General features: G+C 38.9%; 26 protein-coding genes. 8 read left to right on the top strand and 18 right to left on the bottom strand.

What is annotated here, in order from left to right:
* Positions 1-34 precede the first annotated feature (34 nt).
* Complete coding sequence (locus GJU39_RS13560) at positions 35-1,042, top strand: cation diffusion facilitator family transporter (RefSeq protein ID WP_245227887.1); 1,008 nt, start codon at positions 35-37, stop codon at positions 1,040-1,042.
* Positions 1,043-1,101: 59 nt separating this feature from the next.
* On the opposite strand, the gene GJU39_RS13555 is transcribed toward GJU39_RS13560, so the two are convergent.
* From GJU39_RS13555 to ligD, 6 genes are all read right to left on the bottom strand, one after another.
* A complete protein-coding gene (locus tag GJU39_RS13555; protein WP_154281347.1) occupies positions 1,102-2,031 on the bottom strand; it encodes an NADP-dependent oxidoreductase in 930 nt (309 codons plus the stop codon).
* 9 nt (positions 2,032-2,040) lie between these two features.
* On the bottom strand, positions 2,041-3,414 hold the full coding sequence (locus GJU39_RS13550) for an NAD-dependent succinate-semialdehyde dehydrogenase (protein WP_154281346.1): 1,374 nt from the start codon (positions 3,412-3,414) through the stop codon (positions 2,041-2,043).
* A 78-nt stretch (positions 3,415-3,492) separates the two neighbouring features.
* The gene (locus GJU39_RS13545) at positions 3,493-4,653 is read right to left on the bottom strand and encodes a DUF3095 domain-containing protein (RefSeq protein WP_154281344.1); all 1,161 of its coding nucleotides are present in this window, start codon (positions 4,651-4,653) and stop codon (positions 3,493-3,495) included.
* A 412-nt stretch (positions 4,654-5,065) separates the two neighbouring features.
* Positions 5,066-5,386, bottom strand: coding sequence for a hypothetical protein (locus GJU39_RS13540; protein ID WP_154281342.1), 321 nt, complete (start codon positions 5,384-5,386; stop codon positions 5,066-5,068).
* 165 nt (positions 5,387-5,551) lie between these two features.
* On the bottom strand, positions 5,552-5,848 hold the full coding sequence (locus tag GJU39_RS13535; RefSeq protein ID WP_154281340.1) for a Dabb family protein: 297 nt from the start codon (positions 5,846-5,848) through the stop codon (positions 5,552-5,554).
* A gap of 45 nt (positions 5,849-5,893) precedes the next feature.
* Positions 5,894-8,593, bottom strand: a complete 2,700-nt coding sequence (gene ligD, locus GJU39_RS13530) for a DNA ligase D (protein WP_154281339.1) — start codon at positions 8,591-8,593, stop codon at positions 5,894-5,896.
* A 1,115-nt stretch (positions 8,594-9,708) separates the two neighbouring features.
* Between ligD and GJU39_RS13525 the strand changes: the two genes are divergently transcribed.
* Positions 9,709-9,930 carry a DUF3606 domain-containing protein gene (locus tag GJU39_RS13525; RefSeq protein WP_154281338.1) on the top strand — a complete coding sequence of 74 codons (222 nt, stop codon included), beginning with the start codon at positions 9,709-9,711 and terminating at the stop codon, positions 9,928-9,930.
* A 30-nt stretch (positions 9,931-9,960) separates the two neighbouring features.
* Positions 9,961-10,137: a hypothetical protein gene (locus GJU39_RS13520; protein WP_154281337.1), complete on the top strand. Its 177-nt coding sequence runs from the start codon at positions 9,961-9,963 to the stop codon at positions 10,135-10,137.
* Between the two features lie 39 nt (positions 10,138-10,176).
* Here the strand turns inward: GJU39_RS13520 and glgX are convergent, their stop codons facing one another.
* The 6 genes from glgX to GJU39_RS13490 form a co-directional block, all read right to left on the bottom strand.
* Positions 10,177-12,306, bottom strand: coding sequence for a glycogen debranching protein GlgX (gene glgX, locus GJU39_RS13515; protein ID WP_154281335.1), 2,130 nt, complete (start codon positions 12,304-12,306; stop codon positions 10,177-10,179).
* 209 nt (positions 12,307-12,515) lie between these two features.
* Complete coding sequence (locus GJU39_RS13510) at positions 12,516-13,664, bottom strand: serine hydrolase domain-containing protein (RefSeq protein WP_154281333.1); 1,149 nt, start codon at positions 13,662-13,664, stop codon at positions 12,516-12,518.
* Between the two features lie 59 nt (positions 13,665-13,723).
* Complete coding sequence (locus GJU39_RS13505; protein ID WP_245227884.1) at positions 13,724-14,176, bottom strand: VOC family protein; 453 nt, start codon at positions 14,174-14,176, stop codon at positions 13,724-13,726.
* Between the two features lie 290 nt (positions 14,177-14,466).
* Positions 14,467-15,306 (bottom strand): aldo/keto reductase, encoded by an 840-nt coding sequence (locus tag GJU39_RS13500; RefSeq protein WP_154281332.1) that lies wholly within the window; start codon positions 15,304-15,306, stop codon positions 14,467-14,469.
* A gap of 121 nt (positions 15,307-15,427) precedes the next feature.
* The gene (locus GJU39_RS13495) at positions 15,428-16,174 is read right to left on the bottom strand and encodes a competence protein CoiA (protein WP_154281330.1); all 747 of its coding nucleotides are present in this window, start codon (positions 16,172-16,174) and stop codon (positions 15,428-15,430) included.
* A gap of 12 nt (positions 16,175-16,186) precedes the next feature.
* Positions 16,187-16,540, bottom strand: a complete 354-nt coding sequence (locus GJU39_RS13490) for a hypothetical protein (protein WP_245227876.1) — start codon at positions 16,538-16,540, stop codon at positions 16,187-16,189.
* Between the two features lie 190 nt (positions 16,541-16,730).
* Between GJU39_RS13490 and GJU39_RS13485 the strand changes: the two genes are divergently transcribed.
* Together GJU39_RS13485 and GJU39_RS13480 are read left to right on the top strand one after the other, a co-directional pair.
* A complete protein-coding gene (locus tag GJU39_RS13485; protein ID WP_154281328.1) occupies positions 16,731-16,868 on the top strand; it encodes a hypothetical protein in 138 nt (45 codons plus the stop codon).
* A 112-nt stretch (positions 16,869-16,980) separates the two neighbouring features.
* Positions 16,981-19,104, top strand: coding sequence for an HRDC domain-containing protein (locus GJU39_RS13480; RefSeq protein WP_154281327.1), 2,124 nt, complete (start codon positions 16,981-16,983; stop codon positions 19,102-19,104).
* Here the strand turns inward: GJU39_RS13480 and GJU39_RS13475 are convergent.
* Positions 19,101-19,607, bottom strand: a complete 507-nt coding sequence (locus GJU39_RS13475; RefSeq protein ID WP_154281325.1) for a hypothetical protein — start codon at positions 19,605-19,607, stop codon at positions 19,101-19,103. The genes GJU39_RS13480 and GJU39_RS13475 overlap by 4 nt on opposite strands.
* 194 nt (positions 19,608-19,801) lie before the next feature.
* Here GJU39_RS13475 and GJU39_RS13470 point away from each other — a divergent pair, with 194 nt between their 5' ends.
* Entirely contained in the window at positions 19,802-20,026 is a 225-nt protein-coding gene (locus GJU39_RS13470; RefSeq protein ID WP_154281323.1) for a hypothetical protein, read from the top strand.
* A gap of 139 nt (positions 20,027-20,165) precedes the next feature.
* On the opposite strand, the gene GJU39_RS13465 is transcribed toward GJU39_RS13470, so the two are convergent.
* The 3 genes from GJU39_RS13465 to GJU39_RS13455 form a co-directional block, all read right to left on the bottom strand.
* Positions 20,166-20,846, bottom strand: coding sequence for a DUF4142 domain-containing protein (locus GJU39_RS13465; RefSeq protein WP_154281321.1), 681 nt, complete (start codon positions 20,844-20,846; stop codon positions 20,166-20,168).
* 123 nt (positions 20,847-20,969) lie between these two features.
* Positions 20,970-21,809, bottom strand: a complete 840-nt coding sequence (locus GJU39_RS13460; protein WP_342448208.1) for an ion transporter — start codon at positions 21,807-21,809, stop codon at positions 20,970-20,972.
* A gap of 101 nt (positions 21,810-21,910) precedes the next feature.
* Complete coding sequence (locus tag GJU39_RS13455; protein ID WP_154281319.1) at positions 21,911-22,753, bottom strand: SDR family oxidoreductase; 843 nt, start codon at positions 22,751-22,753, stop codon at positions 21,911-21,913.
* Between the two features lie 142 nt (positions 22,754-22,895).
* Here GJU39_RS13455 and GJU39_RS13450 point away from each other — a divergent pair, with 142 nt between their 5' ends.
* A complete protein-coding gene (locus GJU39_RS13450; protein WP_154281317.1) occupies positions 22,896-23,615 on the top strand; it encodes a DUF481 domain-containing protein in 720 nt (239 codons plus the stop codon).
* Positions 23,616-23,619: 4 nt separating this feature from the next.
* On the opposite strand, the gene GJU39_RS13445 is transcribed toward GJU39_RS13450, so the two are convergent.
* A complete protein-coding gene (locus GJU39_RS13445; RefSeq protein ID WP_209437649.1) occupies positions 23,620-24,282 on the bottom strand; it encodes a hypothetical protein in 663 nt (220 codons plus the stop codon).
* Positions 24,283-24,569: 287 nt separating this feature from the next.
* On the opposite strand from GJU39_RS13445, the gene GJU39_RS13440 reads away from it, so the two are divergent.
* On the top strand, positions 24,570-24,776 hold the full coding sequence (locus GJU39_RS13440; protein WP_154281314.1) for a hypothetical protein: 207 nt from the start codon (positions 24,570-24,572) through the stop codon (positions 24,774-24,776).
* A 91-nt stretch (positions 24,777-24,867) separates the two neighbouring features.
* On the opposite strand, the gene GJU39_RS13435 is transcribed toward GJU39_RS13440, so the two are convergent.
* Positions 24,868-25,395: a bifunctional (p)ppGpp synthetase/guanosine-3',5'-bis(diphosphate) 3'-pyrophosphohydrolase gene (locus GJU39_RS13435; protein WP_154281313.1), complete on the bottom strand. Its 528-nt coding sequence runs from the start codon at positions 25,393-25,395 to the stop codon at positions 24,868-24,870.
* Positions 25,396-26,340: the final 945 nt, after the last annotated feature.

The following is a 26,340-nucleotide window of genomic DNA, read 5'->3' as shown; positions in this document are numbered from 1 at the left end:
CATACCAGTAGCAAGCACTTTGTTTTCTACTGGTATGCATTTTTTTGAAATCGGTAAGATCAGGCAAACTAAAAATGCGGTAATTGGTTTAAGGTATATTAATACGAAATTCCCTATGGCTAAAGCCAACAAATCCATTTATAGTGCACTCGCAGCCAATCTGCTTATTGCGGTTACCAAATTTATAGCCGGAGCATTTACCAATAGTTCCTCCATGATTGCCGAAGGAATACACTCTACGGTGGATACCAGCAACCAATTATTGCTCCTTTATGGCTTAAAACGAAGTGCCAAACCAGCTGATCAATACCGCCCGTTTGGTTACGGGAAAGAACTCTACTTCTGGTCGTTCATTGTTTCCATCATGATTTTTGGACTTGGCGGTGTATTATCCGTTTCACAAGGCATCACGCATATTCGCCATCCGGAAGAACTGGTAGATCCGGGCTGGAACTATGCCGTTCTAGCCTTATCATTTGTATTTGAAGGCGCATCGCTGATGGTTGCCATTAAAGAGTTTAACAAAACCAGAAACGGACTAACGTGGTGGAAAGCGATCATTAAGAGTAAGGATCCGTCCGGGTTTCTGGTGCTTTTTGAAGATGGGGCAGCTGTAATGGGCTTGCTCATCGTATTTGTACTAATGGTATTAAGTCACAGTTTAAAGATGCCTTTTCTGGACGGTTTAGCCTCTGTTTTAGTAGGGGTTCTGCTTATTCTTGTTTCCTTTATTTTAGCCAGGGAAAGCAGAAGTTTGTTAATGGGTGAAGGATTAAGCCCTGAAACGCAACAGAAGCTTAAGGTTTTAGTCGAAAGTGATAACGATGTAATTGAAGTAAAAAGCATCCTTTCTACGTATCAATCTCCAAAAGAAGTGCTGCTGGTTTTAATTTTAACCTTCCAGCCAGAGTTGGATACCGAAGATTTAACGACGGCAATAGACCGGTTGAGAGATAAGATTAAGGCTGAATATTCGATCATCCGGTTCGTGATCATTCAGCCTCAATCGGTGACGCTAAAAAGCGATGATTTCGCCAGTTAGCCTAAAAAATTACTGAACTTCATTCAACAAATGCTTCAAAAGGTTCAGGGTGAAGAAAACTAAATTACCTGAAGTACAATTTTTCCCCTGGTATGTCCTTCCTCATTGGTTATGTGGGCTTTCCTTGCATCGGTAAATGGCAATACCTGATCAATAATCGGTTTAACTTTTCCTGAATCGATCAGCTGTGCAATTTCATCCAGCTGATCAGGAACCGATTGCACCATGTAGTTAATCAACACCACACCTTTTTCTTTCGCTTCTTTCACATAATCTGCTGCCAGGGTACTGATCAGCCTCCCGCCGGTTTTTAATACCTCAATAGATTTTAACTGGGTATCTCCGCCGATGGTGTCGAGAACCAAATCGACATCACTGACTACGGTTTCAAAATTTTCCATGTTATAATCGATCACTTCATCAGCACCTAAACGTTTGAGAAAATCTATATTCTGATCGGAAGCCGTTCCAATAACATACGCGCCTTTGCTTTTTGCAAATTGTACAGCATAAGTGCCAACACCACCCGCAGCCGCATGAATTAAAACTTTTTGTCCTTCTTTTAACAAGCCTTTATCAAAAAGCCCTTGCCATGCTGTTAGGCCTGCAAGCGGAACAGCAGCTGCCTCGGTATGGCCAATGCTGATTGGTTTAATTGCCAATAAATTAGCTTTTACCACTATATATTCTGCATAGGCACCATTTTTTGTAGGATCCGGACGTCCGTAAACTTCATCTCCTTTTCTGAAATTGCCTGCCTTTTCGCCAAGTTCCTCAATTACACCAGAAACATCCCAACCTAAAGTTAAAGGTAATTTTGACGGAAACTTTTCTTTACGCAATCCTGCTCTTATTTTCCAGTCAACAGGGTTTACACTCGTAGCATGCACTCTGATTAACACTTCATCTTTCCCTGGCTGTGGAACAGGAATTTCATCAATTGATAATACGTCTGGCCCACCAAATTCGTGGATTCTTATCGCTTTCATAGGCAATGATTATTTGATATAAACTGTTTTAATATTTACAAATTCATGGATTCCGAACATGCCCAGTTCACGGCCATATCCAGATTGATTGATGCCGCCAAATGGTAATGCAGGGTCTGATTTAACCCCTTCATTAACAAAGCAAGATCCGGCCTGCAATTTGTTTCTGGCAATATCTTCAGCCAAAATGAGGTCTTGCGTGAAAACAGCTGCGCCTAAACCAAATGGCGTATCATTAGCAATGTTGATCGCATCATCAGCATCTTTAGCCGAGATCACTGCCGCTACCGGACCAAATATCTCTTCATCATAAGCCAGCATTCCTTTTTTAACATTGGTTAGAATTGTGGGCTGATAAAAGGCATGATGGCCACCAAATGCCGGGATTTTACCACCAAGAATACAGGTTGCGCCTTGAGCAATGGTTTTCAAAACCTGCTCATGCAATTCATCCCGAAGTTCTACCCGGGCCATAGGACCAAGTTCGGTGTCGTTATCCAGTGGATTACCGGTTTTCTTTGCTGCCATTGCCGCCTTAAAATAACGGGTAAATTCTTCTTCAACTTCTTTAACAACGATAAAACGTTTGGCAGCAATGCAGCTTTGACCATTATTAATTAACCTTGCTTCAGCGCAAGTTTTAGCAGCTGCTGCCAGATCGGCATCGGCAAGAATAATATAAGGACCGCTGCCACCAAGTTCTAAAACCGTCTTTTTGATTAGGCGACCAGCCTGTTCTGCAACTTTTTTACCTGCTTCAGTACTGCCTGTAAGGGTAACTGCTTTTACAAACGGATGCGCTATTACCTCTGCAATCGCTTTGCTTCCGCTTACTAATGTCTTGAATACATTGGAATGAAAACCCGCATCTTCTACTATCTTTTCAATAGCAAGGGCGCAACCCATTACGCCAGAAGCGTGTTTCAACACCCCCACATTACCAGCCATGATTGCCGGCGCAAGAAACCGGAACACTTGCCAGAAAGGGAAATTCCATGGCATAATAGCAAGTACTACGCCAATTGGCTGAAAACTAATAAAGCTTTTACCAGCATCAGTTTCTACCTTTTGGTCGGCTAAAAAGGTTGCCCCATTTTTTGCATAATATTCGCAAACTGATGCACACTTTACCACTTCGGCTACTCCGGCTTTTAATGGTTTACCCATCTCCAGTGACATGAGTTTAGCCAGCTCGTTTTTGCGTTCGTTTAATAAATCAACTATTTTGAGAAGAAATTGCGCCCGGTATCCGAAATCGGTTTCCCGGTAAGATTGCCAGGCTTCATGTGCCTGATTAATTTTTTGATTTACGGTTTCAGGATGGTCTTCCTGATATTCTTTAATAATTTCCCCGTTAACAGGATTGATTGATGAGATACTCATAAATTAGGAACACTTAAGTTTAAAATTTTGTGTTCTTTATTTCGCAATCATGAATCTTAAATTACAAAATAGAATAGCCTAAACCTGCATTGCTTTCAGTTTTTGTTTTAAAACACCTGCCGCTTTGGTGTAGCCACCATCGGCTCCATCAACAAAATGAATGTGTTCATCTTCAAAATCGCGAACGTAACAAGACATCACGGATTCACCGCTCACATAAATTCCATAAGAAACTTCTCCGTTGGTTTCTAAGCGGTTAAGCGCCTCTTGCAGCGCCAGGCGTTGCTTTTCTGTTCCTGTAATTACTGTATTTATCCGGCCATCAATCACCAGTGTATCAGACATTTCAACCAATTGTTGTAAGTATTTTTTGCCGCTATCGGTTCTGAAATAAACAAAGGCATACATGTTTACAAACCAGTTTTTAATCAGTTCAAAGGTTTTTATCTTGCCTAAACGATGCCTCATCTCCTTGCCAAGGTTGTTAAAACTGGTTCGGAAGATTAATTTTGGAATTGAGATTGGCTTTCTGATTTCTGCCGCGCCGTAAATCTGATCAAGATGATGAATAATTTTGCTAAAAACTTCAGCCTGCTTTTGACTATCCTGTGCAATTGCGATGAGTGTAACCACTTCCTCACTATTTTCGGGTGGTTGAATTTTATCCCACCTACATTGCATTCCGGTTAAATCAATTTCATCTTCGGTACTGTCATGCCCGGAAAGCAGGTAATCGTCGCCTTTAATTATCTTTTCCGCATAGTCCAATCCATCGCCCAAAACAATTGGAATGGAAAAGGTTTCGCCACTGCTAAATCTGCTGATTTTAAGCGAACAGCCATGAGCATAAATTTCCTTAACCGATACAATGCCTGCACGTAAGTCCAGATTGAAATTTGCCAACGAATTGACCCGGTATTTTAATAATGCCTGCATGGTATTATCTACAATGCTTGACGGAACAATAAAGGTAGCGCCATCGCCACCGAAGAAAAACGGCACCAGAATACCCGCTTTGAATGCAATATTGAGCACAGTTACGATACTCCCTGTTGCGATAAGGTTTACATCTTCGTGCAAGCCGGCATCAACAGCACTTGTAGAGCTTTTAATATCGGTAATAATTACGAACCAGTCTTCCGGAACATCTGAAAAAAGATTTTTCTTAAGCAATAGCCTGCTTAAATTTAACTTACTAACGATCAGATTTGAATAAAAATGATCCTGACTTGAAGGCATAGGGAATAATTAATTCTGCTACAATATACACAATGACCAATGTGTAAGTAAATGAATTAAATTATTTCTCACAACCTAAGCCTTATTTAAATGACCCTTTTTAATAAGAATGGTTTGCCATTAGATGATAACAAGGATTGTTCCCGATTTACCGAGGTAGAAATAATAATGGAATTCTCTGCTGCAGCGGATTTTTTCGATGTCAGATACCCTCCCCGATTTTCCAAATTCATCCTCCACGAAATCGCCTACTTTTATTTTCTCTAAAAGAAGCCTGTTAGCCGATGACCTTTTAATTTGTGTAGTAGAATTTTCCACGATTGCGCTTTGGAAAAACATACGAAATGTAAAAGTATCTGGTTTTTAAGCAACAAAATATACCAATAAATGAGTACGTGAATCTGCTCAAAAATTAAAAATGGACCAGTTCATAAACCCGTTTCATATATAGTGCTTCATCGATCTTGACAAAAAACTCCTGCCATTCATCCCGCGTAAATACCAGGCTGATATCTGCAAATGGCGTAGATAAAATCACCACTTCTTCCCCATTTGGATGGCGTTCAACAAAATCCTCAAAATTCAATTTTTTAGTTGCCAGATGGAATGCATCAAACTGCTCAAAAGAGAAATTCATCAAAACACCGGCACGCCAGATGTTTAATACCTTACAGTTTTTACATTGCGAAATGGTGATGTTTTGATTTTGAGCAAGGATGCTGGTGTTACACATGGCTTATCTGATTTGATTTTTACAAAAGCAAATAGCATATTATTTAGAATAATTCCAAATAATATCTAAAAAACTTTATCTCGTTAGGGTGATTAAAGCCAGAGGTAAAAATTTAAGCAAAAAAAATGCCGGAGAAGATCCGGCATTTCAACTTTCTAATTCTATTTAGTTAGCATCATAGATGATTACTTTTTCGAAATAGATTTTAAAGTCATCTAAGAAGGCTTTGTGCAAAGGGTGAACCTGATATACATCATGAGCAGCCAGATCTTCAAAAAGTAAAAGCAAACTGAAGGTGTAAGTCACATCTACTACCGCGCGCTCAATTGGCGCAGGTATTCCCAGGTGAAAAGTTTTTACAACTTCAATTTGCTCAAGGGTTCCTAAACTTTTACGGAAAGCTGCTTTTTGCGCTTCAGTAGTATCGGCTTTAAGCCAAAATAAAACGTGGTGTGCTATCATTTATTTAATTTTTTTCAAATATAAGAAGCATAAGATCATTTCAGCCTATCCGAAAACAGTTTTCGCCTTATTCACTGCCTTCATCAGGTCTATGCCCTTGCCTAAAACGCCTTTGAATAAGTCGCCCTCTACCTTTAGGCGATCCATTGCATTAAAAATATTAAAATCTTTCATTTTCAATCCCTTCTTCACTTCATCCCAGTGTAAAGGCATAGAAACTGTGGCACCTATTTTCGGCCGGAGTGAATATGGACCTGCAATGGTTGCCCCGGGTCTGTTTTGTAAGAAATCTAAATACATTTTCCCTTTCCTGGCAGAAATCATCCGCTCCAGTGAAGTGTATTCAGGGATTTGATTATGCACCAGGTTTACCACCAGTTTGGCAAACATCTGGCTTTGTTCGTAGGTATACTTCGCGTTTAAGGGAATGTAAATGTGCATGCCTGTAGAGCCGGATGTTTTACAATAAGCGGGAACATCGATCGCATCCAGAATCTTTTTGGTTTCCAGGGCGGCCTCTATTACCTGATCGAAAGTATTTTTGTCGGGATCAAGATCGATCACACAATAATCAGGATGATCCGGACTTTGGATCCTGCTAAACCAGGGATTCATTTCAATACACCCCAGGCTTGCCATCCAAAGCAATGAAGCTTCATCTGTTCCAACTAAATATTCCTTTTTTTCACCATCTCCATTTTCATAGGGAAATGTTTTTGCCCACTCAGGCGCTTTACCCTTTACATCTTTCTGATAAAAACTTTTTCCGTGAATGCCTCCGGGGAAACGATTTAGAGACTGCGGCCGGTCTTTCAGGTAAGGTAAAATATAATCTGCTATCTGGTAATAGAAGTTGAACATCTCACGCTTGGTTACCTCATCCTCAGGCCAATAAATCTTACTCAGATTTGTAAACTTGAGCTCGTGCCCCTTGATTTTGCGTACCTGGGTTTGATCTTTCGGGTTAAGTAAAGTTTTGCGTTCACTGTGCTTTGGTGCTTTAATTGCCTCACTATGTTTCTCCGATTCTGCCTCCTGTTGAGGAACCACTTCTGCGGTTGCAATTTCTTCTTCGCGAATCACTTCTTTTGCTTTTTTATCTTCCCGCATACCCTGAAAAGACGGATGCCTGAACACACCATCTTCTGTAATTTCGGTAAATGCCACTTCACAAACCAGCTCTGGCTTTAACCAGGTGGCCTTCGCTTTTGGCGGGTTTGGCCGAAACCGCGAAGGTTTATTTACATCAGGAAGTTCTTCAAACGGACTTTCGCCAGTAATTAATGGTTCAAATTGCTTAATCATGGTTTTCTGTAACTTGTCTGAAAAGCCGGTTCCAACCTTCCCTACATACTGCAGTTTTCCTTTTTCGTAAACGCCGAGCAATAACGAACTAAAGGCTTTGGAGGTATCTTCATTTTTTGTAAAGCCTGCAATAACAACTTCCTGGCGTTTACTTACTTTGATTTTCAGCCAATCTTTTGATCTTCGGTCTGGTGTATAAGTGCTATTTATTTTTTTGGCGATAATGCCTTCCAGTCCCATTTTTTCTGCTGCCGCGAAGAAATCAATCCCGCTTGCCTTAAAAACTTTTCCCAGCCTAACCCGGTCATCGTCGCCTGGCAATATCTCGTTTAAAACAGCCTGGCGTTGATAGAGCGGTAAATCCATCAGGTTTTTTCCATCGTACCAGAGCAAATCAAACACATAAAAAACCAGTTCACCATCAGCCTCACTTCTCCAGTTTTGTAACGTACCAAACTGCGAAATGCCTTTATCATTTAATACCAGGATTTCACCATCGAGTACAGCATTGATTTTCCATTCTGACAGCAAATCATAAATCGGGTAGAATTTATCATTGAAGGATTTATTATTCCTGGATGATAATTCTACATTCCCTTTATTTACAAATGCCAATGCCCTATAGCCATCCCATTTAACCTCATATTGCCAGGCATCATCATCAAATGGCTCATCAACTAAAGTGGCCAGCATGGGTTTGATCGCCTCTGGAATTTCTGATTTTGGTGCTTTCTTCAAGATACTTTTCACGTCTACCTCTTCCTGTTCACCAATTATAGCTTCGTCGGGCCCTGGTTCTTTCGCATTCGTTTTCTTTGTGTTCGAAACTTTTTGCTCCTTTCCATCCTTCCATACCATTTCAGCGTTTTTTTCCATCGCACCAATGGTTTTACCAGAAAGCACAGATTTATCTTGCTTGGTAATATCTTTTGTAGAAGCGAAGTCGTCTTTGTGTTTGATTAGGAGCCAGCCATTCTCGCCCATGCCTTTTGTTTTTACCAAAGCGAACTCTCCTTTAAGTTTTTCGCCATTGAGTTTAATTTTTACCGATCCATCTGCAAGTTGTTTCAGCAGGTGTTTCTCTTGTGCTTTTTTCCCTTTAATTTCTTCAATGGGTTCGTAAGTTCCTTCATCCCAAACAATCACAGTACCTCCGCCATATTCACCCTTGGGAATGGTACCTTCAAAATCTTTATAGTCGAATGGATGATCTTCAACCATCATGGCGAGACGTTTATTTTGCGGATCGGTAGATGGACCTTTGGGTACGGCCCAACTCTTCAGCACACCATCCATTTCTAACCTGAAATCGTAATGTAAACGTGTGGCATCATGCTTCTGAATAACGAATTGTAATTTATTCTTATCCTTACTTTCTCCGGCTTTCGGCTCGGCAGTTTTGGAAAAATCCCGTTTCTCTTCGTATTTTTTCAGGCTCATGGTGATTTGCTTTTTAAGATTACTATTGTTGTAGCATAGATTCTAGCCATTTGGTTGTTGGCGCTTCCTCTGTGTATTGCCATAAAAACACCTCTGAAACGCAAAAGGTTTTATTGACCCGTCTTTGGGGTTTAGGGATGACGACGATATAGTTTTTTTTTGCGTTACAGCTTTAATGACCTTATATTTCTTAAATGGTAAAATCTACCTTATAAGGACTGTAAGAAAATATAAGCCGAAGCATATTATTTCACCTGGCTTGATAGGATTTAACCAGTTATTAATTTCCCTGGCGCGGGAGCTTCAATAATCTTATATTTCTTAGATGGTAAACGATTACCGCAGATTGTAACTATCAAATAAATACAATACAATCTACCATATAAGGACTGTAAGGGATATAAGCCGAAGCGTATTATTTCAACTGGCTTGATCGGATTAACCAGTTATTAATTCCCTGTCGCGGGAGCTTCATGACCTTATATTTCTTAGATGGTAAACGATTACCGCAAATTGTAACTCCCAAATAAATACAATACAATCTACCATATAAGGACTGTAAGGAAATATAAGTTATTTCACCTGGCTTGATAGGATTAACCAGTTATTAACTTCCCTGGCGTTGGAACTTCAATGATCTTATATTTCTTAGATGGTAAACGATTACCGCAGATTGTAACTACCAAATAAACACAATAGAATCTACCATATAAGAAATCTAAGAAGATCTAAGCCGAAGCGTATTATTTCACCTGGCTTGATAGGATTAACCATGTATTAACTTCTCCGGCGTTGCAGCTTAAATGGAATTATATTTCTTAGATGGTAACATTTCAAACCCCTTATTAATAGCCATCCCTTTTAAAGTATTCCATTTGTAAATTTTACATTACAAATATTTCAACCAGCACTTACCTAAATCATCACAAAATACTGATTTACAAAAATAATCAGCATTTAAACATCATTAAGAAGTAAATCCTAAGAATCAGAAAAAAACTCATTGTCGACTTAAAAACTAAATTTTTAAAAAATTAAAACAAAACCAAACAACCCTAAAACCAAAGGTGCTGATTTGGTGTTTCACAATTATCAATTAGCCAAATTATAGACCTATGGAAACTAAAAACATTTCGACCACAGCTCGCAAAGAGTTAATCGACATTTCTGATGAACAAGATCGCAATTACTGGGCAACACGCCTTGGTGTAAGTTGCGAAAAATTAAAATCGACTATAAAAGCCGTTCAAAGCATGGAATTTTCAAAATTGAAAGACTATCTGAGAATGGAAAAAATTAAGTCGGCAAGTACCTACCAGCGCTTTTTAAATGCCTAAAAATAAATCACAATCGTTGAAGAGAATAATATGAGCGGTGAAAACGAGACCATTAAAATTGCCAGTGATAACCAATTAATCGACTTACCTGTTCAGGGTACAGCTTTTAATAACAAAACTAAGGCCGATGCCATCACGCATCCAAAAGCTATGATTAGAATACTAACTTTTTCGTACCCAAAAAACGGATTAGCCAATTTGCTTTAATTGCTTTAAAAAAACAGGTTTTTGAAAACCTGTTTTTTTTTATTCCTCTGATTTCAGTACCAATATCGATCTTCCACCAACAATTAGCGTTTCTGCAGCTTCGTAAAGGGATAAATCATTTGCCGAGATCTCTCCACTGGCCGTATCCAATACCTTTCTCCATTTTTTCGCATAATCTTCTTTAGGCAATTTGTAATTCAAGCCCTCATAATGTGCGTTAAAAATAATGAAGAAGTGGTTATCCAGAATATCTTCACCCATTGGGCCTTTACTTTGTATTCCCTCACCATGGAAATAAATTCCGATAGAACGGGCAAAGTCGCTTTCCCAGTTATAACCTTTCATCGGGTTACCGTCAGGTGTAAACCAGGCAATATCTTTCACGCCGTCATCGCCAACTTCCTGTCCGTTAAACCATTTTCTTCTTCTTAAACTTGGGTGGTTTAAGCGAAGCTGAATCAACTGTTGTGTGAAATACAAAAGCGATTCATCCACCGCAGCCCAATCCAACCATGATAATTCATTATCCTGACAATAGGTATTGTTATTCCCTTTTTGCGTTTTACCCAATTCATCACCCGAAACCAGCATGGGAATACCTTGCGATAAAAACAGGGTGGCAAGAAAATTTCTTTTTTGTTGCTGGCGAAGACTCAGAATCTCTACCTCATCGGTTTCACCTTCTGCCCCACAATTCCAAGATCGGTTATGGTCTTCGCCATCCGTGTTATCGTCCAGATTAGCTTCATTGTGTTTTTCGTTATAAGAAACTAAATCCTGAAGGGAAAAGCCATCATGAGCAGTAATAAAATTTATACTGGCTGTTGGTCTGCGGTAATCGTCCTGATATAGATCTGGGCTTCCTAAAAAGCGTTGCGCAAATTCGCCCAGCATATTTGGGTTTCCACGCCAGTAATCGCGCATTACATCACGGTACATGCCGTTCCATTCGGCCCATCCCGCCGGAAATTTACCGACCTGATAACCACCATCACCAACATCCCATGGTTCTGCAATCAGTTTTACCTGAGAAATTACCGGATCCTGATGAATAATATCAAAAAACGCACTTAACCGATTCACCTCATGGAGCTCCCTGGCCAATGTAGAGGCGAGATCGAAACGAAATCCATCTACATGCATTTCTAAAATCCAATAGCGCAGGCTGTCCATCATAAAGCGAAGCACATTTGGAAGCATCGAATTTAAGGTATTTCCTGTGCCTGTATAATCTGTATAGTACCGTTTGTTTTCTTCTAAACGGTAATAAGAACTGTTATCAATTCCCTTGAAAGACAAGGTTGGACCAAACTCATTTCCCTCCCCGGTATGATTATAAACGACGTCTAAAATCACTTCAATACCTGATGCGTGCAGGGCTTTAACCATATCCTTGAACTCATTCACTTGTCCGCCACGCACATCAGAAGAAGCATAACGAGAATCTGGCGAGAAAAATCCAATGGTATTATAACCCCAATAATTGGTCAGTCCTTTTTCCTGCAAATGGTGATCGGAAATGAACTGATGTACGGGCATCAATTCTACTGCGGTTACTCCAAGTTTTTTGAGGTAATCTATGGCGGCCGGATGGGCAAGCCCTGCGTAAGTTCCACGTATGTTTTCCGGAATATCCGGATGGGTTTTAGTGAAACCCTTTACATGCATTTCATAAATTACGGTCTCGTGGTAATCAGTTTTTGGATGAACATCACCAGTCCAGTCGTATTCCGGATCAATCACTACCGATTTAGGGATAAATGCGGTGTTATCACTTTCGCTAAAACTCAAATCCATAAGCGGATCGCCAAGTTTATATCCAAAAAGGGAATCATCCCACCTGATATTGCCCGCAATTGCTTTTGCATAAGGATCAAGCAGCACTTTATTTGCATTAAACCTACAGCCATTTTCAGGTTCATAGGGTCCATGTACACGGTAACCATAAAGCTGCCCCGGTTTAAGATCCGGAATATAGGCGTGCCAGATTTCGTGAGATCTTTCTAAAATTGTTATTCTATGTGTTTCGTTATCTGCGTGTTCGCTATCGTAAAAGCAAAGTTCAACTGTTGTGGCATTTTCCGCAAAGATTGCAAAATTAACTCCTTTACCATCCCATGTGGCACCTAATGGATATGCTTCTCCTGGAAACTGTAAAAGTTCGGGCATTATATTTAATTAAGTTTGGTGTGTATAAAATAATGGTATCACTGATGTCAGAACTATTTAAAATTTTCAAATAATTTCCATCATCAACTTATTTAAAAGAGGAATGAGCGACTAAAAGTTTTAACAAAAATGAATTAGCAAACGAAAGGCGGAGTTTAAGTGGCCTGAATTAAACAGAAAATATGCGCTATAAGTACTGAAAAGGCCGTCTATTTCATGAAATGCTCATACAAAGTATTTATGGCTGCTCTGGTAAAATCGGGGAAATCGCCGGTATAAGTTGCATTAATCCCGTTGGTGATTATCACAAAACCAAACTTTTTTTTGGGGTTAAAAAACAGGGTACTGTATAATCCATAAGCTGATCCGGTATGGCCGACAAGCTTTACATCTGGAATTAAATTACTGGCTTGTCTAAGGGCTAAACCATATTCTTCTTCCTCAGTAATTTTGGTTTGCATTAGCTTAGCATGCTTTTTGGAAATGATTTTAACACCATTCCCGGCACCATAATTCATGTGCATGATCATGTATTTAGCCAGATCTGTTGCCGAAATCTTCATGCCGCCGGTTGGCGAAAAGATTGGCGTACTATAACCCATTACATAATTTTTTATTTCTTCGCGGCGTGGCGCATAGGCAGCTGGCGACGGGCTAAAATTTTTCGTATCTGCATGATATTCATATAGCTTCACAAACCGGGTGCTATCTAAAGAATCGACACAATAGCCGCCATACAGGTTAAGTGGTTTTAGGATATGATTTTCAACATATCGATCGAAACGTTCACCGGATTTTTTTTCAATAATTGTTCCGATGAGGTTGAAATTTAGGTTACAATACTGATATCCTTTTCCTGGCTCATAATCATTATAACACTTCGCATAATCAGGATTTTTATCTGGATTAATCAAATCCAGATTGAGGTAGCCCTGACTATCATTCAGGCTGGAAGTATGTGAAAGCGCCATTTTCAGTGTAATTTTCCGATCGGGAAACTTAGGATTTCTTATTCTGAATCCAACTAAATCTCCGAAATCATCTTCTAAAGATAACTTGCCAGATTCAACCAACTGCAAAATTGAGGTAGCGGAGAAAGATTTAGAAATGGATGCAATGCGAAAAATATCAGCATCTGTTAATGGCGTTTGATTTTCCAGGTCTTTCCATCCGAAAGAATGTGTGTAAACGATTTTCCCTTCCTTAACCACAGCAACTGAAGCACCAACAGCATTAAATTTCTCCATAACTTTTTTAAAGTCTGCTTCTGCTGCTTCATATTGCGCTTTTGCAACGCAAAACTGTAGAAGAAAAATAACAAGAATGGTGAACGTTTTTGAGAAGTTGGGATGAATCATATCGCGTATGTGAATATTGAAAAATCAAAAAATCTAAATTGAGCAAGCAACATAAGGGGTTATTTCATATCATTAGTTTCGAGCCAATGCCCATCTGGATCCTGGAAATAAATCTGTTTTACACCATCTACCCGTGTAGTAATCGCGCCGGCCTTGCCTGCCCAATCTTCAAATGGGATATTCTTGCTCGTCAGATTTTTAATGAAGGCTTCAATAGATGGAACGCTGAAACAAAGGTGTTCGTTCTTATCGAACTTTTGCGTACTTTTTGCTCCTTGAATCAGGTGTAATGCACCTGCATTGCCCAAAGAAAACCAGGTGTGTTTGCCATCTTTAAACGGTTCCGCAATCTCTTTAAAGCCAAAAACACCTCCATAAAATGCGGTTGATTTACCTAAATCGGTAACATAGACAGCAATGTGATTTAAAACTGCCGGGGTTTGCTGTGCCATAGATTTTTGAAAGCAAAGAATTGAAAACAGAAAAAGTGAGGTAATTATAATTTTTCTCATAACTAAAGATCAGATTTTAAAGATCAATTTTATCGAAAAGTTTTCGCTTTTTATTTACCTGACTTACAAAGTTACATTTGGTCTTTCCACTAAGTACAAACAGTTATCCATTTTCTAATTGTAGCAAAGCGTTTAATTTTGGTATTCTTCTAGACTGTAAACACACGAATAACCAAAAACTCAATCCATAAAAAAGCCCGAAAAATGATCATTTCTCAGGCTTTAGCTAATATGCTCAGCTATTATTTAGCTGGACGTTCTAAAAATCATTCCGGTTTTTCTATAACCAATTATTGTTGAGAAAGGGTTTCAAACTCTTTATCTGATAATTCAATTGTTGCTGCTTTCAGGTTTTCTTCCAGGTGAGCAACTGATTTCGTACCCGGGATCAGCAAAATATTTGGTGATCTTTTGAGCAACCAGGCTAAGGCAATTTGAGATGTAGTTGCTTCATGCGCTGCTGCGATCGATTTGATTTTCTCCTCCAGTTTAGCTGGTCCTGAAGCCAAAGGAAACCATGGAATAAATGCCAGACCTTGTTCTGCAGAATAATCAAGTACCTCTTCCCAGTTTCGATCTACCAGGTTATACATATTTTGTACCGAAGCAATTGGTAAAATGTTCTGCACTTTTTTAATTTGCTCTATGTTAACTTCCGATAAACCTACATGTTTAATCTTCCCAGATTTTACAGCTTCAATTATCGGCTCAAGCGTTTTCTCCACATCAACATTAGGATCAATTCTGTGCAACTGCCATAGATCGATCTGCTCTACTTTCAATCTTTCCAGGCTGCCTTCAATATCAGCACGTATTTTTTCCGGGCTCCCGTTAGGTACCCATTTATTTGGGCCAGTTCTGTCAAAGCCACCTTTGGTTGCAATCAATAAACCTGAACGATACGGATGTAAGGCTTCTGCAATTAGTGATTCATTAAACTTCGGACCATAAGCTTCTGCGGTATCGATAAAGTTGACACCGTTCTCCACTGCAGTTTGTAAAACTTTTTTGGCATTTTCCCGGTCTTCCACCTCGCCAAAAACACCATGCCCGGTTAATTGCATCGCACCATAGCCTAAACGGTTAATCTCGATATCGCCAATTTTGAATGTTAAATTTGTACTTGCCATTTCTATTTTTTTTATTTTAAAAGAAAAGATTCTATGGCTAATTAACGATGGCAATTCCTGATGGTTTGAGTTCGAAAAATTATGATAATCCGGCTACAAACAGAAACAATGTTCACGAAAGCTAAGAATTAGCATATTTTGCCAGGAACGACTTTTTAGAAACCATCTGCAAATAACTATAATTTTCAGAAACCTGATAACGCGTTCGCAGGCGATATAAGAAGTGCCCGCCAAAGTCAATAAAAACAGGACAGACGACATTAAGCCAGGCCTGATGTGGGTTTCGCCAGCTGAAAGCATAAAATTCTGAGGTAATTGGAATGGTTTTTAAATCCTGATGATAGAAGTTAAGCACTTCAGCATTTGCGTTTTGACGAAGTGCATCGATCTTCCGAATCATAGAAAGGTGTTCAGAATTGCGAAACTCATAGTTTTCTAAAGCCGGATGATTTGGATGTGGTAGTGCTTTTAAGACCTTAAAGCCTTTAAACTTTAAGCCATTAACAACCCAGATTAATTTAGGATAAAAGGCTTCACGTGCCTGGAGTTCGGGTAACGTAATTGGAGAATTTTGAAATTCAATGGTAATACCGGCAGTTGTATGAACGTCTGCACGGTGGTATTCCCGAAGGTGATCATCAAAAAAGTTCACTTCACGAAAATCAACTGGAAATTGCTCTTTCCACTCCCTGTGCCAAATGGTTTCATTTTCCCACCAGGAATCACATTTGGCAGCAATGCTATGCGCCCAATGATGGATTTTTACAGCACCGCATTTGGCAATTACTTTTTTTCCGCAACCGATGCAGATGCCATGAGCACCTTTCAATGCCGCTGTTTTATCCCCATTTAATAATGCATACTGCATTCGAAAGAATTACTATTCGTTTCCTTTAAAAATATTCATTACAGCGGTTTTCCATTGGATATAACCTAAATCTCCACACACGCGACCAACAAAATGTTCAATTTCTTCTGGCACATCATTTACAATGCGCCACCTGATTTTATATTTTGGGTTATAGCTAATGTAGACCACTAAATCATCATTACGTTGACCAACAGTTTCCAACGCCTGTAAATGAATATCGCGTAAATCGTCTGCAGCTATCCGAAGTCGCTCATTCATAATCTTACCCAGTGAAAGATCTGGTCGAAAATCTGTTTCTAATATCGCTAAAACCGTAACAGTCATATTATTCCCTATTCTTCGAAAGCAAAAATCTGCTTTCATCGCTAACTAATCAATATAATCTCCATGAGAGACAAACAAATTTATACTAAAATAATTAGCAAACAAAAATATTATCTGTTATTTTTTTTAGCTGAATGTCATTTTGAAAAATCATCCTGTAAGTCAATCAGATACAGGATGATTTTTTTAGGCAACAATTGATTTTTAAATCTGAAAGCTCCTTTTTAAATTGAAATCAGGAACCGATGAGGAAAAACACCCTGCCTGGACTAACAGGTCAGTACCATATTTTATTACCCGATGGGAACCGGCTGATAAATCTGCTAATCCAGAAATCATTCAACTCACCATTCCATCTGCACCCTAAAATCTTCCAATTGTGAATAACATCTCCGTTAAACAGCATCTGGATCAGCTCAATTCTATGCATCTTTGCAAAAGCTAAGCGAAGGCTTTTTTAAGGAGATCAGTAAGTAAAGATGCATACCAATAATCATTCAGAAAATTCGAATCAAGACCACCAGCTCATCCTCGATTTTATCAAATTTACCAATCAGCCCATTTTTCTAACGGGTAAGGCAGGTACGGGAAAAACAACGCTACTTCGTAAAATTAAAGAAACAACTGCCAAGAACTTCGCGGTAGTTGCACCTACTGCAGTAGCGGCCATAAATGCCGGCGGGGTAACCATTCATTCGTTTTTTCAAATGCCGTTCGGGCCGATTATTCCAGTGCAGCAGGCTGGCGAACCGGCAAAGGATTTAAAATATTCTGAGGATAAAATCAAATTACTGAAATGTCTGGAGCTGCTCATTATCGATGAAATTAGTATGGTAAGGGCAGATATGCTCGATTTTATTGATCAGACACTCAGAAACGTGAAAGCCTCAAACTTGCCCTTTGGTGGTGTACAGGTGTTGATGATCGGGGATCTTTACCAGCTCTCGCCAATTGCGCATGATGCCTGGCATATCCTTAAAGATTATTACCTCAGCCCTTATTTCTTTGATAGCTTAATTCTGAAAAAGATTTCGCTCGTAACCTTCGAACTCGAAAAGGTTTATCGCCAGTCTGATCCGTTATTTTTAGATATCTTAAACAGGATCAGGGAAAATACACTCACTCCTGCCCTTCTCGATCAGTTAAACGAACACTACGACCCTACACTTGCTGATGCCTGGAAAGAAGATTACATTACTTTAACTACGCATAATCATCTGGTTGGCCAGATCAATACCGAATGCCTGGAAAAACTGGCCGGAAAAACCCATGCTTTCCATGCAAAAATCACCGGCGATTTCCCTAAAGATGCTTATCCGGTTGACGATGTGCTCCACTTAAAAGTTGGTGCCCAGGTGATGTTTATCAAAAATGATTCATCAGGGAAAAAACTTTATTACAATGGAAAAGCTGCAAAAGTAGTGGGGATTGAAAATGATAGCGTTCGGGTGCAGTTTTTAGATGACAGTGAGGCTTTTGAGGTAGAACGGGAAGAGTGGCAAAACGTTAAATACGCGTTAGACCAGGAGGAGAATAAAATTAATGAAACCAATACCGGCACCTTCGCTCAATATCCTTTTAAACTTGCCTGGGCAATTACGATTCATAAAAGTCAGGGTTTAACTTTCGAAAAAGCGATTGTAGACATTAGTTCTTCTTTTACGCATGGCCAGGCTTACGTGGCGTTGAGCCGGTGTAAAAGTTTGGAGGGATTGCTTTTAAAATCTCCCGTTAAAATGGAAAACATTATGACGGATAAGCGGATTATTGCTTTTACGGCAGCAGCAGTAAGCAAAAAACCAGCTAATGATGATTTAGCATCTTTCCAAAAACAGTATGCGTGGAACCTCGCCGATGACTTATTTGATTTCAGTGCGATCGAAGCATATTGGAAAATTTTAAAGGTTTCGAAATTTAGGGCAAATGATGAAAACGCGGCCTTAAATAACTTGCAAACGGCTGTTACGGAACTTTTAGAAAAAGACATTATTCGGGTTGCCAAAAAGTTTAAAGACCAGGAACTTGCTAAAATAAATAAAAATACAAATCTGGATCATGATGAAATATTTTTAGAACGACTGGCCAAGGCTTCAAAATATTTTGTTCCAAAACTGGAGACGGTAATTAATGAGATTGGCAAATTTGCTGGACTGAATATTTATCTCGATGAACAATCTGAGAGGGTTTTGGCTACGCTGAGCAATTGTGCCAATGCATTAAATGTTAAATTTTCTCTTTTTAAATTTACGTGGAGTCCGTTTTCTCTTGAAGAATATACAAAGACTTACCTGGCCGCTACCAATCAGTTCGATCAGCGTCCTAAAAAAACAAGCATAGCGAAAGCGGTGCTTCCGAAGGAGATTATCAATCAAAAATTATATCAAAGTCTGGTGGCCTGGCGAAAGAAGGTAAGCGAAGATCGCAACGTTCCGGAGCACACCGTTTTATCAGATCTTGCACTGTTAAATGTTGCAGCCAAACCACCAAAATCTGCTGACCAACTGGCGGCAATAAAGGGTGTAGGGATAGGAAATGCTAAAGATTTAGGAAGAGAAATTTTAAGGATTGTTAATGATTTTCTGGGCGCAAGTACGCTTTTTTAAGCTGTACCAAACAATTTGAAGTAGGCGTAAGTCATTAAAATACCAGCAAAAAAGTACAATACTCTCATTAACCAGGTGTGTAAGATATTTTTGCCTTGCTGTGTAATGCTATCCTCTAAACTTTTAAGTAACTGATCCTGCTTTTGCGTTTTCTCCTTGAGGTCCAGATTTTCATTTTGCAGATCGAAAATACTTTTGCCGGTATCTTCTTCTAATTTCTTAAGTGCATACCGGCGTTTAAATCCTCCTTCGCTGATAAACATATCAACACCAGCTTGTTTTCCAACCATTGCAGGCAGGGCAATACCATCTACCTGACCAACCAGGATAACTAAATTCATCTGTACCAGAAAATCTAAGTAATCAGAAGCCAGGCTGCCATTACCCCTGAATATTTTTAGCACACGATCTGATTTGATGTAAACTTCCTCATCAAATTCGTTCAGGATATTATCCAAAAGCTCACATTTAGCTGGAGTTAAACTGATGGAGAGATTTTTCATTTACTGGAACGTTGGTAATATCTGGCAATAAAGCAAAAATATATCTAACAAGAAAGTTTTATCTGTAAAATAACAACGTAATATTGAACCAAATGGATTGATTTTAGTATAAAAAGATTTTCCAATGACTTTCATTTTTTTGAAAATTGAAAACTTATGCAAAGATCAGGATGTTCTTTAAATAAAAAAAAGTTATGATAGAGCAGGAAGAAACACCGAAAGACGATAAAAAAGCTGAAGATTCAGATCAGTTCCAAATGCACAGAGCAGGCGGTAACGCAGGCGAAGGCCATCTTCCTAAAGAAGAGCAGGATGATTCAGAATATACTGAAGAGGAAATTCCCTATGCTGATGGTGCGGGAACAAAACTGGATGACTGGATCGGGGATGAGGATGAAGAAACGGAAGATGAAGCATAAACAAAAAAGAGCGACCATTACGGTTCGCTCTTTTTTTTATCTGTTAAATCTTCGCGTAAAGGTTAATTTTTATAACTATAGCTATTAAATACCAACCCCATCAACCGATGGTTAAAGGCATTAAATAAGTGGCTATGATTTATTTGCTCAACGCCATCACATGTTTTAAATGGGCTTTTAATTTCGGCAGTTGTTTGGAGGCAAATTTTCTTGTTGCTGCGTCAGTAGATTTGGTACCTTCTTCGAACAAAGCAACTGCTTTTTGATGATCTGCGATCATGGTGCTCACATAAGACTGATCCAATGAAGCTCCTTTTAACTTTTTAAGCTCGTCAACCGACTTTAAAATATCAGCTTCTGTAAGCTCACCACTGGTTAATGGAGCATTTGTTTTCACATTTCCTGCTGCTTCTGGCTGATTGTCATTTCTGGTGGTATCTTTCATGTTCTCTGGCGCAGAATCTACCCGTCCGTCTGATCGAAGCGTGCCCACTTCCAGCTTACCCATTGGCAAACTTACGCCCTTTGCTTTCGCCAGAATTTTCAGCTCTTCATTTGCTTTAGAATGATCGGTAATCATCATCTTCGCATAAGCCTTGATCTTTGCATCTGTAGATTGTTCATTGGCTACACCGCTCAACTGTAATTCTTTCATCCCCATCAGGGTTGCCTGGCGAATAAAGACCTCCGGAGAAATCTCGGCCTTTATGTTGTATAAGTTAACCGGCAAACGATTGCTGGCCAATGCCACCTGATCGAAGCTTGAAATGGAAAGGAAAACGACAGCAGTTTTTGCTAAAGTAGAGATGATATTTTTCATAATTGCTTTCTTTAATCTTAAATGACAACCCTATTTAGGTGAAAAAAGTTTCAGCAATATTTATCAATCCATCCATGCGCACAGCGTTAATAAAACCTTAAACTGAAATAATTTCTCTTGGCACTACCGATATAAAGAGGAGCCGCAGAACTTGCAGAATAGTGCGTCGCTATCATGGCCTTCCCGGCTACAACTCGGACAAGATTCCGGCAATTCCTTTTTTTGCCTTGCTGCAAGCGCAATATCATGGGTAATAATCCCGGTAGGTACCGCAATAATGGCATAACCAATAAGCATTACTACCGAAGCTACAAATTTTCCCATTGGGGTAATTGGAGAAATATCGCCATAACCAACAGTGGTAATGGTTACAATGGCCCAATAAATACTCTCCGGAATGTTAGAGAAACCATTTTCTTTCTTTTCCACCAGGTACATAATCGAACCGAGAATGACTGTAATGGTAAGTACGGTAAGCAAGAAAATACTTATTTTCCGTAAACTGTTTTTAAGTGCATGGGTTAAAAAATTAATTTCGGTTAGGAATTGGCCGAGTTTAAATATCCTGAAAACCCGCAGCAATCTCAACGCCCTAAATACCAGTAATGATTGTGCACCAATAAAAAATATGCTCAGGTAAGATGGAAGCAGCGAAATCAGGTCGATAATTCCCAGCGGGCTCCATACAAACCGAAAAGGCTTTCTAATACTTACCAATCGCAAAATATATTCAACAGTAAACAGCGCGGTAAAAACCCATTCCAGTGTGCTGAACATTTGGCCATACTTTGCGTGGATACTCACCACGCTATCCAGCATTACTACGATAATACTGGTAAAGATGGCGATGAGCAAACCAATGTCAAAAGCCTTGCCTGCAGGTGTATTGGATTCGTAAATGATTCCGTGGAGTTTAAACTGCCAGTCGGTATTTGAATCTGACTTGATATCCTTGTCGCTCACTTATTGTTAAAAATTTATGTTTTTTAATAGGATTTAAAAAGGGGAATAACCTTGCAGATTTTCCCCTTAATTATAATATTACTTATTTTTTTTGGATAAACCTAACCGTTTACTACTTCGCCACCGTTAACGTGAATTACCTGGCCGGTAATGAATGAGGCATCCTGACAAGCTAGAAAAACATAGGCAGGTCCAATTTCTGAGGGCTGCCCTGCCCTTTCCATAGCGGTTTCCGAACCGAAAGATTTAATTTTTTCCTCATCAAAAGTGGAAACAATTAAAGGTGTCCAAACCGGGCCTGGTGCAACGGCATTAACGCGGATTCCAGTTTTGGCTAAGTTGGTGGCCAGTGAACGGGTGAATGAGGTGATTGCCCCTTTTGTTGAAGAATAATCAATCAAATTTGGCGAAGAACGGTATGCCGTAACCGAAGTGGTATTGATGATGCAATCTCCTGCTTTAAAATGTTCCAGCACTTCGTGTGCGAAATAGAAATAGCCAAAGATATTGGTTCTAAAGGTATCTTCAAGCTGTTGCTCATCTATGTTTTTAAGGTCTTTTTGCGGAACCTGCATCCCGGCATTGTTAACTAAAATATTGATCTTGCCAAACTCCTCAACAGTTTTTTGAACGGATTCTTTGCAAAACTCAGACTTTTTTACATCGCCCTTAATCAACAAACATTTACGTCCTTCCTGTTCAACCAGTTCTTTTGTTTTTTCAGCGTCGATATCCTCATCTAAATAAACAATGGCAATATCTGCACCTTCACGGGCAAAGTGTACCGCAACAGCACGGCCAATTCCACTATCACCACCGGTTACCAGCGCTACTTTATCCTGCAACTTTTCCGAACCTTTATAGCTATCTCTGATCACCTCCGGAGCCGGATTCATCTCTGCCTCTATTCCTGGCTGCCTATCTTGTTTTTCTGGTGTTTCCATATTGTCGTTTTTTTATTTTAATCCTGATGATTGAATAACAGAGAAACCTAAAGCATGGTTTTGGCTTTAATTATTCTGCTGGTTATGGGTAATCATTTTCAAAAAAGGCCAAACATCGCATGCGCAATGCTGTTACCCTTAAATGCGGCTAACTTTACTCCTGATCTTAGGTATGCTTTTCCACATCGAATTGAAAGCACAATACAGCGATTCTACACAATATCATATCGTACTTTCTTCTACCGGCTCCATTAACCGAACCAATGAAGACAAAGCATATTTGTTAAATAACGCTTTGAATTTAGGAATGAAAAAGAAAGCTTTCGTGCTAAATTCTTCTTCCAGCTGGCTTTATGGCAAACAAAACAACAGCCTGAGCAATAACGATTTTTCCAGCACCCTAAATTTTAACCTGTATAAAACGTTCCCTCATTTTTACTACTGGGGGTTATTAAATTACAATACGAGTTATTCATTAAAATTAAAGAACCAACTCCTTGCGGGCGGCGGTATTGCATATAGTATTCTGGATCGGCCGAATGCTTACGTGAATTTGAGTGATGGTGTTTTATTTGATCAAAGTAGCCTCATCGTTGGCGAAAGCTATAACACCTACCGCAATTCTTTACGGCTGCAGTACCATTTCCAGATTAAAGAAATCATCGTTATTGATGGCAGCCATTTTCTCCAAAATTCATTTGATAGAAAAGGTGATCACATCATCAGATCGACTACATCTGTTGGTTTAAAATTAAGAAAATGGATTAGCCTTACAACAGCTTTGAACTATAACCGGTTAAACATCACCGGGCGCGAGAATCTGAATCTGACTTATGGATTGAGCATCGATCAGTATTTTTAGTGAATTAATTATTCATTTCGAGGCTTTTCTTTGTTAATGGATATCGCGCCAGCAGGAAACCTTCCCTAGCGGTACAAAATGCCGGGTAGCAGGTGCTTTCGCTGAGGCTTTCTAACATATGGGCATGGCTAATTATGCCCATATTTTTGTTTTCGGAGATTAATTCCGCAATAAAAATTACGGCATCCCAAACCCCATCCATCAGGAAAAAATCAAACGCTTTTAAGATGGTGTTCCATTGGGTATGGAGCGGGCGGAGTAAAAAATACCTGGAAACCGGAAGTAAATGTTTACTAAAGCGTTCATAATCTTCGCCACAACCTTCTGTTACCATCATGGCGGCATCGGCCGGAAAGTTCGACTTTTCCATGCCGATAATTTCTTTCCCATGCTTGTAAATACTGGCAGCACAAACAGAAGAAATATCAATTAAAGCCAAATGATCATAGATTTTGGGCAGCATGGTCTTTTTGGCATCCCTATTAAATTTTAAACCCGCGATACCTTTTTTATCTTCAGCGTTAGGGTTAAGATCTATATATAAAAGATCAAACTCTTCCTGAAAATTCAGCGCCATAACATAATGCGCCGCTTCGGTTACCAAATAACGGAGATCGAGCGCAGGCGTGTGTTCCGCTTGCTGAAAAGATAAAATAGAAAGTTGCAAATTAAAGTAGTTCGGTTCCCTTTGATGCTGTTGATGTTTAATACCAAAAGCACAGCCCAAATTTAGCATTTTACAGCTATGCATTGAACATTTCAAAGTCGATTTTACCCTATAAAAGCGGTTATTAACTGTGTAACAGGGCATAAAGATACCCACACCTGTAAAATTTAAAATGTTGAAAATTCTTTACATTTCTAATCCGTTGATAATCAATAGCTAATCAGATTTATTTAAGCGCTGTTGATAAAAGCACTATTCATTTAATATTCAAATGATAATTTTGTGTTATGGCAAATTTAAACGTGAGAAAATCGATACAAACCAAGATAGAATCTTTAAGTAAAGAGATTGAAAATCTGCAGTCAGAATTAGTAAGATGGGAAAAAATTGCAGCTGAATACGAAGTTAATTCCGAAAGCATCGATTTAATCTTATCTATACAACAACCAGAAAAAGCCGAAGGCGGACGGGCAAAGAAAGTTAAGCAAGCTTAAATAACCGGAAAATTTAATCGTCTGGATGATTGGTTGCTGGATTACAGTTTGATCCATCCAGACGATTGAATAAAAATGATTAGCATAGCGGCTAATAGTAATCTGTTAATAATTTCAGGTAACCGAACAGCATATTACCTACTTTCGTGGTAATTTTATTGGCTAAAACTGCAGAGAGTTGTTCCATTTCTGATTGGTACATGGCTAATTTAGCTTCATTTCCGAGGATGATACTCGCTTCTACATTTGCAATTCTATCTGCCAGTTTCACAATTATTGCTTGCTGATTATGAATTAAACGGCTATACATAATGTTTTTTCTGGCTTTTCTATCCTCCCCTTCGCCATCAGTAACAGACCAAACAATATCGAAAATAGCTTCGCCAAAGTGGTTAATAAATTCATTTTTACTGATATCAGTATCTTCCAGAACATCATGTAACCAGGCGCCTGCTAAAATTTTATAGTGTTCTTCATTTGTAGGGAAAATATTAAATTTTAAGAGCGTACTCAATACACTCATTAAATGTACTTCATAAGGGAAAGCACCATATTTCTGACCGTCGTGTGCTTTTATGGCAAAAGATCTAACTTCCTTTAATTGTTCGTTATAATTCATTCTGATAATTTATTAATTATTTAACCGCTCTAAAGCAATTTACGCCTCATACCTGAAACGCGTAAAATGATTTTTTAGCTTTTTGTATCAATAGTATAAATTGTTTTTTTTCATTTTTATGCTTTAGCGAGCAGGTTTATGGTATAGCGGATAGGGATCGGTACCAATGGCCGCTCGGCAAAAGCAATTAAAGTTCCCGGGTGCTGCAGAACAACAATTAACTCTTTTCAGAGATTGAAAGATATGGGTCTAAGCCGCTCACCCGGAAATATTGTTAAAAATTATTTTATAATTTGATCTCTGATTTAGTGAAAAGATTTTATTAATTAATGTTCTGCAGCAAGGTGTCAACAATAATTTAAAACACAAAACAAACTGTGATTTAGGATATCAATCAGCGTCAGTTTACGGCTTAACCTACTTTTTGGTGTCTCACCAACCAGTCTAAATTTCAACACCTAATTTCTTAATATTGTTGAAATTTATACACATGCGTTTTCGGCTGGTGAGCACCAACAGATAGATAGAAGTTATAACTCTTTTCAGAGATTGAAAGATATGGGTCTAAGCCGCTCACCCGGAAATATTGTTAAAAGTTATTTATTATTTGATCTCTGATTTGGTGAAAAGATTTTATTAATTAATGTTCTGCAGCAAGGTGTCAACAATAATTTAAAACACAAAATAAATTGTGATTTAGGATATCAATCAGCGTCAGTTTACGGCTTAACCTACTTTTTGGTGTCTCACCAACCAGTCTAAATTTCAACACCTAATTTCTTAATATTGTTGAAATTTATACACATGCGTTTTCGGCTGGTGAGCACCAACAGATAGATAGAAGTTATAAAACAAACTGTGATTTAGAATATCAATCAGCGTCAGTTTACGGCTTAACCTACTTTTTGGTGTCTCACCAACCAGTCTAAATTTCAACACCTAATT

The organism is Pedobacter petrophilus, from assembly GCF_009674725.1.
Taxonomy (GTDB): Bacteria; Bacteroidota; Bacteroidia; order Sphingobacteriales; family Sphingobacteriaceae; genus Pedobacter; species Pedobacter petrophilus.
The sequence above is the reverse complement of the archived record's forward strand: the minus strand, read 5'-3'. Positions and strand labels throughout refer to the sequence as shown.

Bases quoted from the DNA above. Each gene is read 5' to 3' on its own strand.
- GJU39_RS13440 (WP_154281314.1), top strand. From the start codon at position 24,570: ATGGCAAATTTAAACGTGAGAAAATCGATACAAACCAAGATAGAATCT.
- GJU39_RS13465 (WP_154281321.1), bottom strand. From the start codon at position 20,846: ATGAAAAATATCATCTCTACTTTAGCAAAAACTGCTGTCGTTTTCCTT.
- GJU39_RS13555 (WP_154281347.1), bottom strand. From the start codon at position 2,031: ATGAAAGCGATAAGAATCCACGAATTTGGTGGGCCAGACGTATTATCA.
- GJU39_RS13490 (WP_245227876.1), bottom strand. From the start codon at position 16,540: ATGAAAGCAGATTTTTGCTTTCGAAGAATAGGGAATAATATGACTGTT.
- GJU39_RS13540 (WP_154281342.1), bottom strand. From the start codon at position 5,386: ATGTGTAACACCAGCATCCTTGCTCAAAATCAAAACATCACCATTTCG.
- GJU39_RS13450 (WP_154281317.1), top strand. From the start codon at position 22,896: ATGCGGCTAACTTTACTCCTGATCTTAGGTATGCTTTTCCACATCGAA.
- GJU39_RS13470 (WP_154281323.1), top strand. From the start codon at position 19,802: ATGATAGAGCAGGAAGAAACACCGAAAGACGATAAAAAAGCTGAAGAT.
- GJU39_RS13535 (WP_154281340.1), bottom strand. From the start codon at position 5,848: ATGATAGCACACCACGTTTTATTTTGGCTTAAAGCCGATACTACTGAA.
- GJU39_RS13560 (WP_245227887.1), top strand. From the start codon at position 35: ATGCATTTTTTTGAAATCGGTAAGATCAGGCAAACTAAAAATGCGGTA.
- GJU39_RS13475 (WP_154281325.1), bottom strand. From the start codon at position 19,607: ATGAAAAATCTCTCCATCAGTTTAACTCCAGCTAAATGTGAGCTTTTG.
- GJU39_RS13545 (WP_154281344.1), bottom strand. From the start codon at position 4,653: ATGCCTTCAAGTCAGGATCATTTTTATTCAAATCTGATCGTTAGTAAG.
- GJU39_RS13495 (WP_154281330.1), bottom strand. From the start codon at position 16,174: ATGCAGTATGCATTATTAAATGGGGATAAAACAGCGGCATTGAAAGGT.
- GJU39_RS13500 (WP_154281332.1), bottom strand. From the start codon at position 15,306: ATGGCAAGTACAAATTTAACATTCAAAATTGGCGATATCGAGATTAAC.
- glgX (WP_154281335.1), bottom strand. From the start codon at position 12,306: ATGCCCGAACTTTTACAGTTTCCAGGAGAAGCATATCCATTAGGTGCC.
- GJU39_RS13455 (WP_154281319.1), bottom strand. From the start codon at position 22,753: ATGGAAACACCAGAAAAACAAGATAGGCAGCCAGGAATAGAGGCAGAG.
- GJU39_RS13520 (WP_154281337.1), top strand. From the start codon at position 9,961: ATGAGCGGTGAAAACGAGACCATTAAAATTGCCAGTGATAACCAATTA.
- ligD (WP_154281339.1), bottom strand. From the start codon at position 8,593: ATGAGCCTGAAAAAATACGAAGAGAAACGGGATTTTTCCAAAACTGCC.
- GJU39_RS13550 (WP_154281346.1), bottom strand. From the start codon at position 3,414: ATGAGTATCTCATCAATCAATCCTGTTAACGGGGAAATTATTAAAGAA.
- GJU39_RS13510 (WP_154281333.1), bottom strand. From the start codon at position 13,664: ATGATTCATCCCAACTTCTCAAAAACGTTCACCATTCTTGTTATTTTT.
- GJU39_RS13435 (WP_154281313.1), bottom strand. From the start codon at position 25,395: ATGAATTATAACGAACAATTAAAGGAAGTTAGATCTTTTGCCATAAAA.
- GJU39_RS13525 (WP_154281338.1), top strand. From the start codon at position 9,709: ATGGAAACTAAAAACATTTCGACCACAGCTCGCAAAGAGTTAATCGAC.
- GJU39_RS13505 (WP_245227884.1), bottom strand. From the start codon at position 14,176: ATGAGAAAAATTATAATTACCTCACTTTTTCTGTTTTCAATTCTTTGC.
- GJU39_RS13480 (WP_154281327.1), top strand. From the start codon at position 16,981: ATGCATACCAATAATCATTCAGAAAATTCGAATCAAGACCACCAGCTC.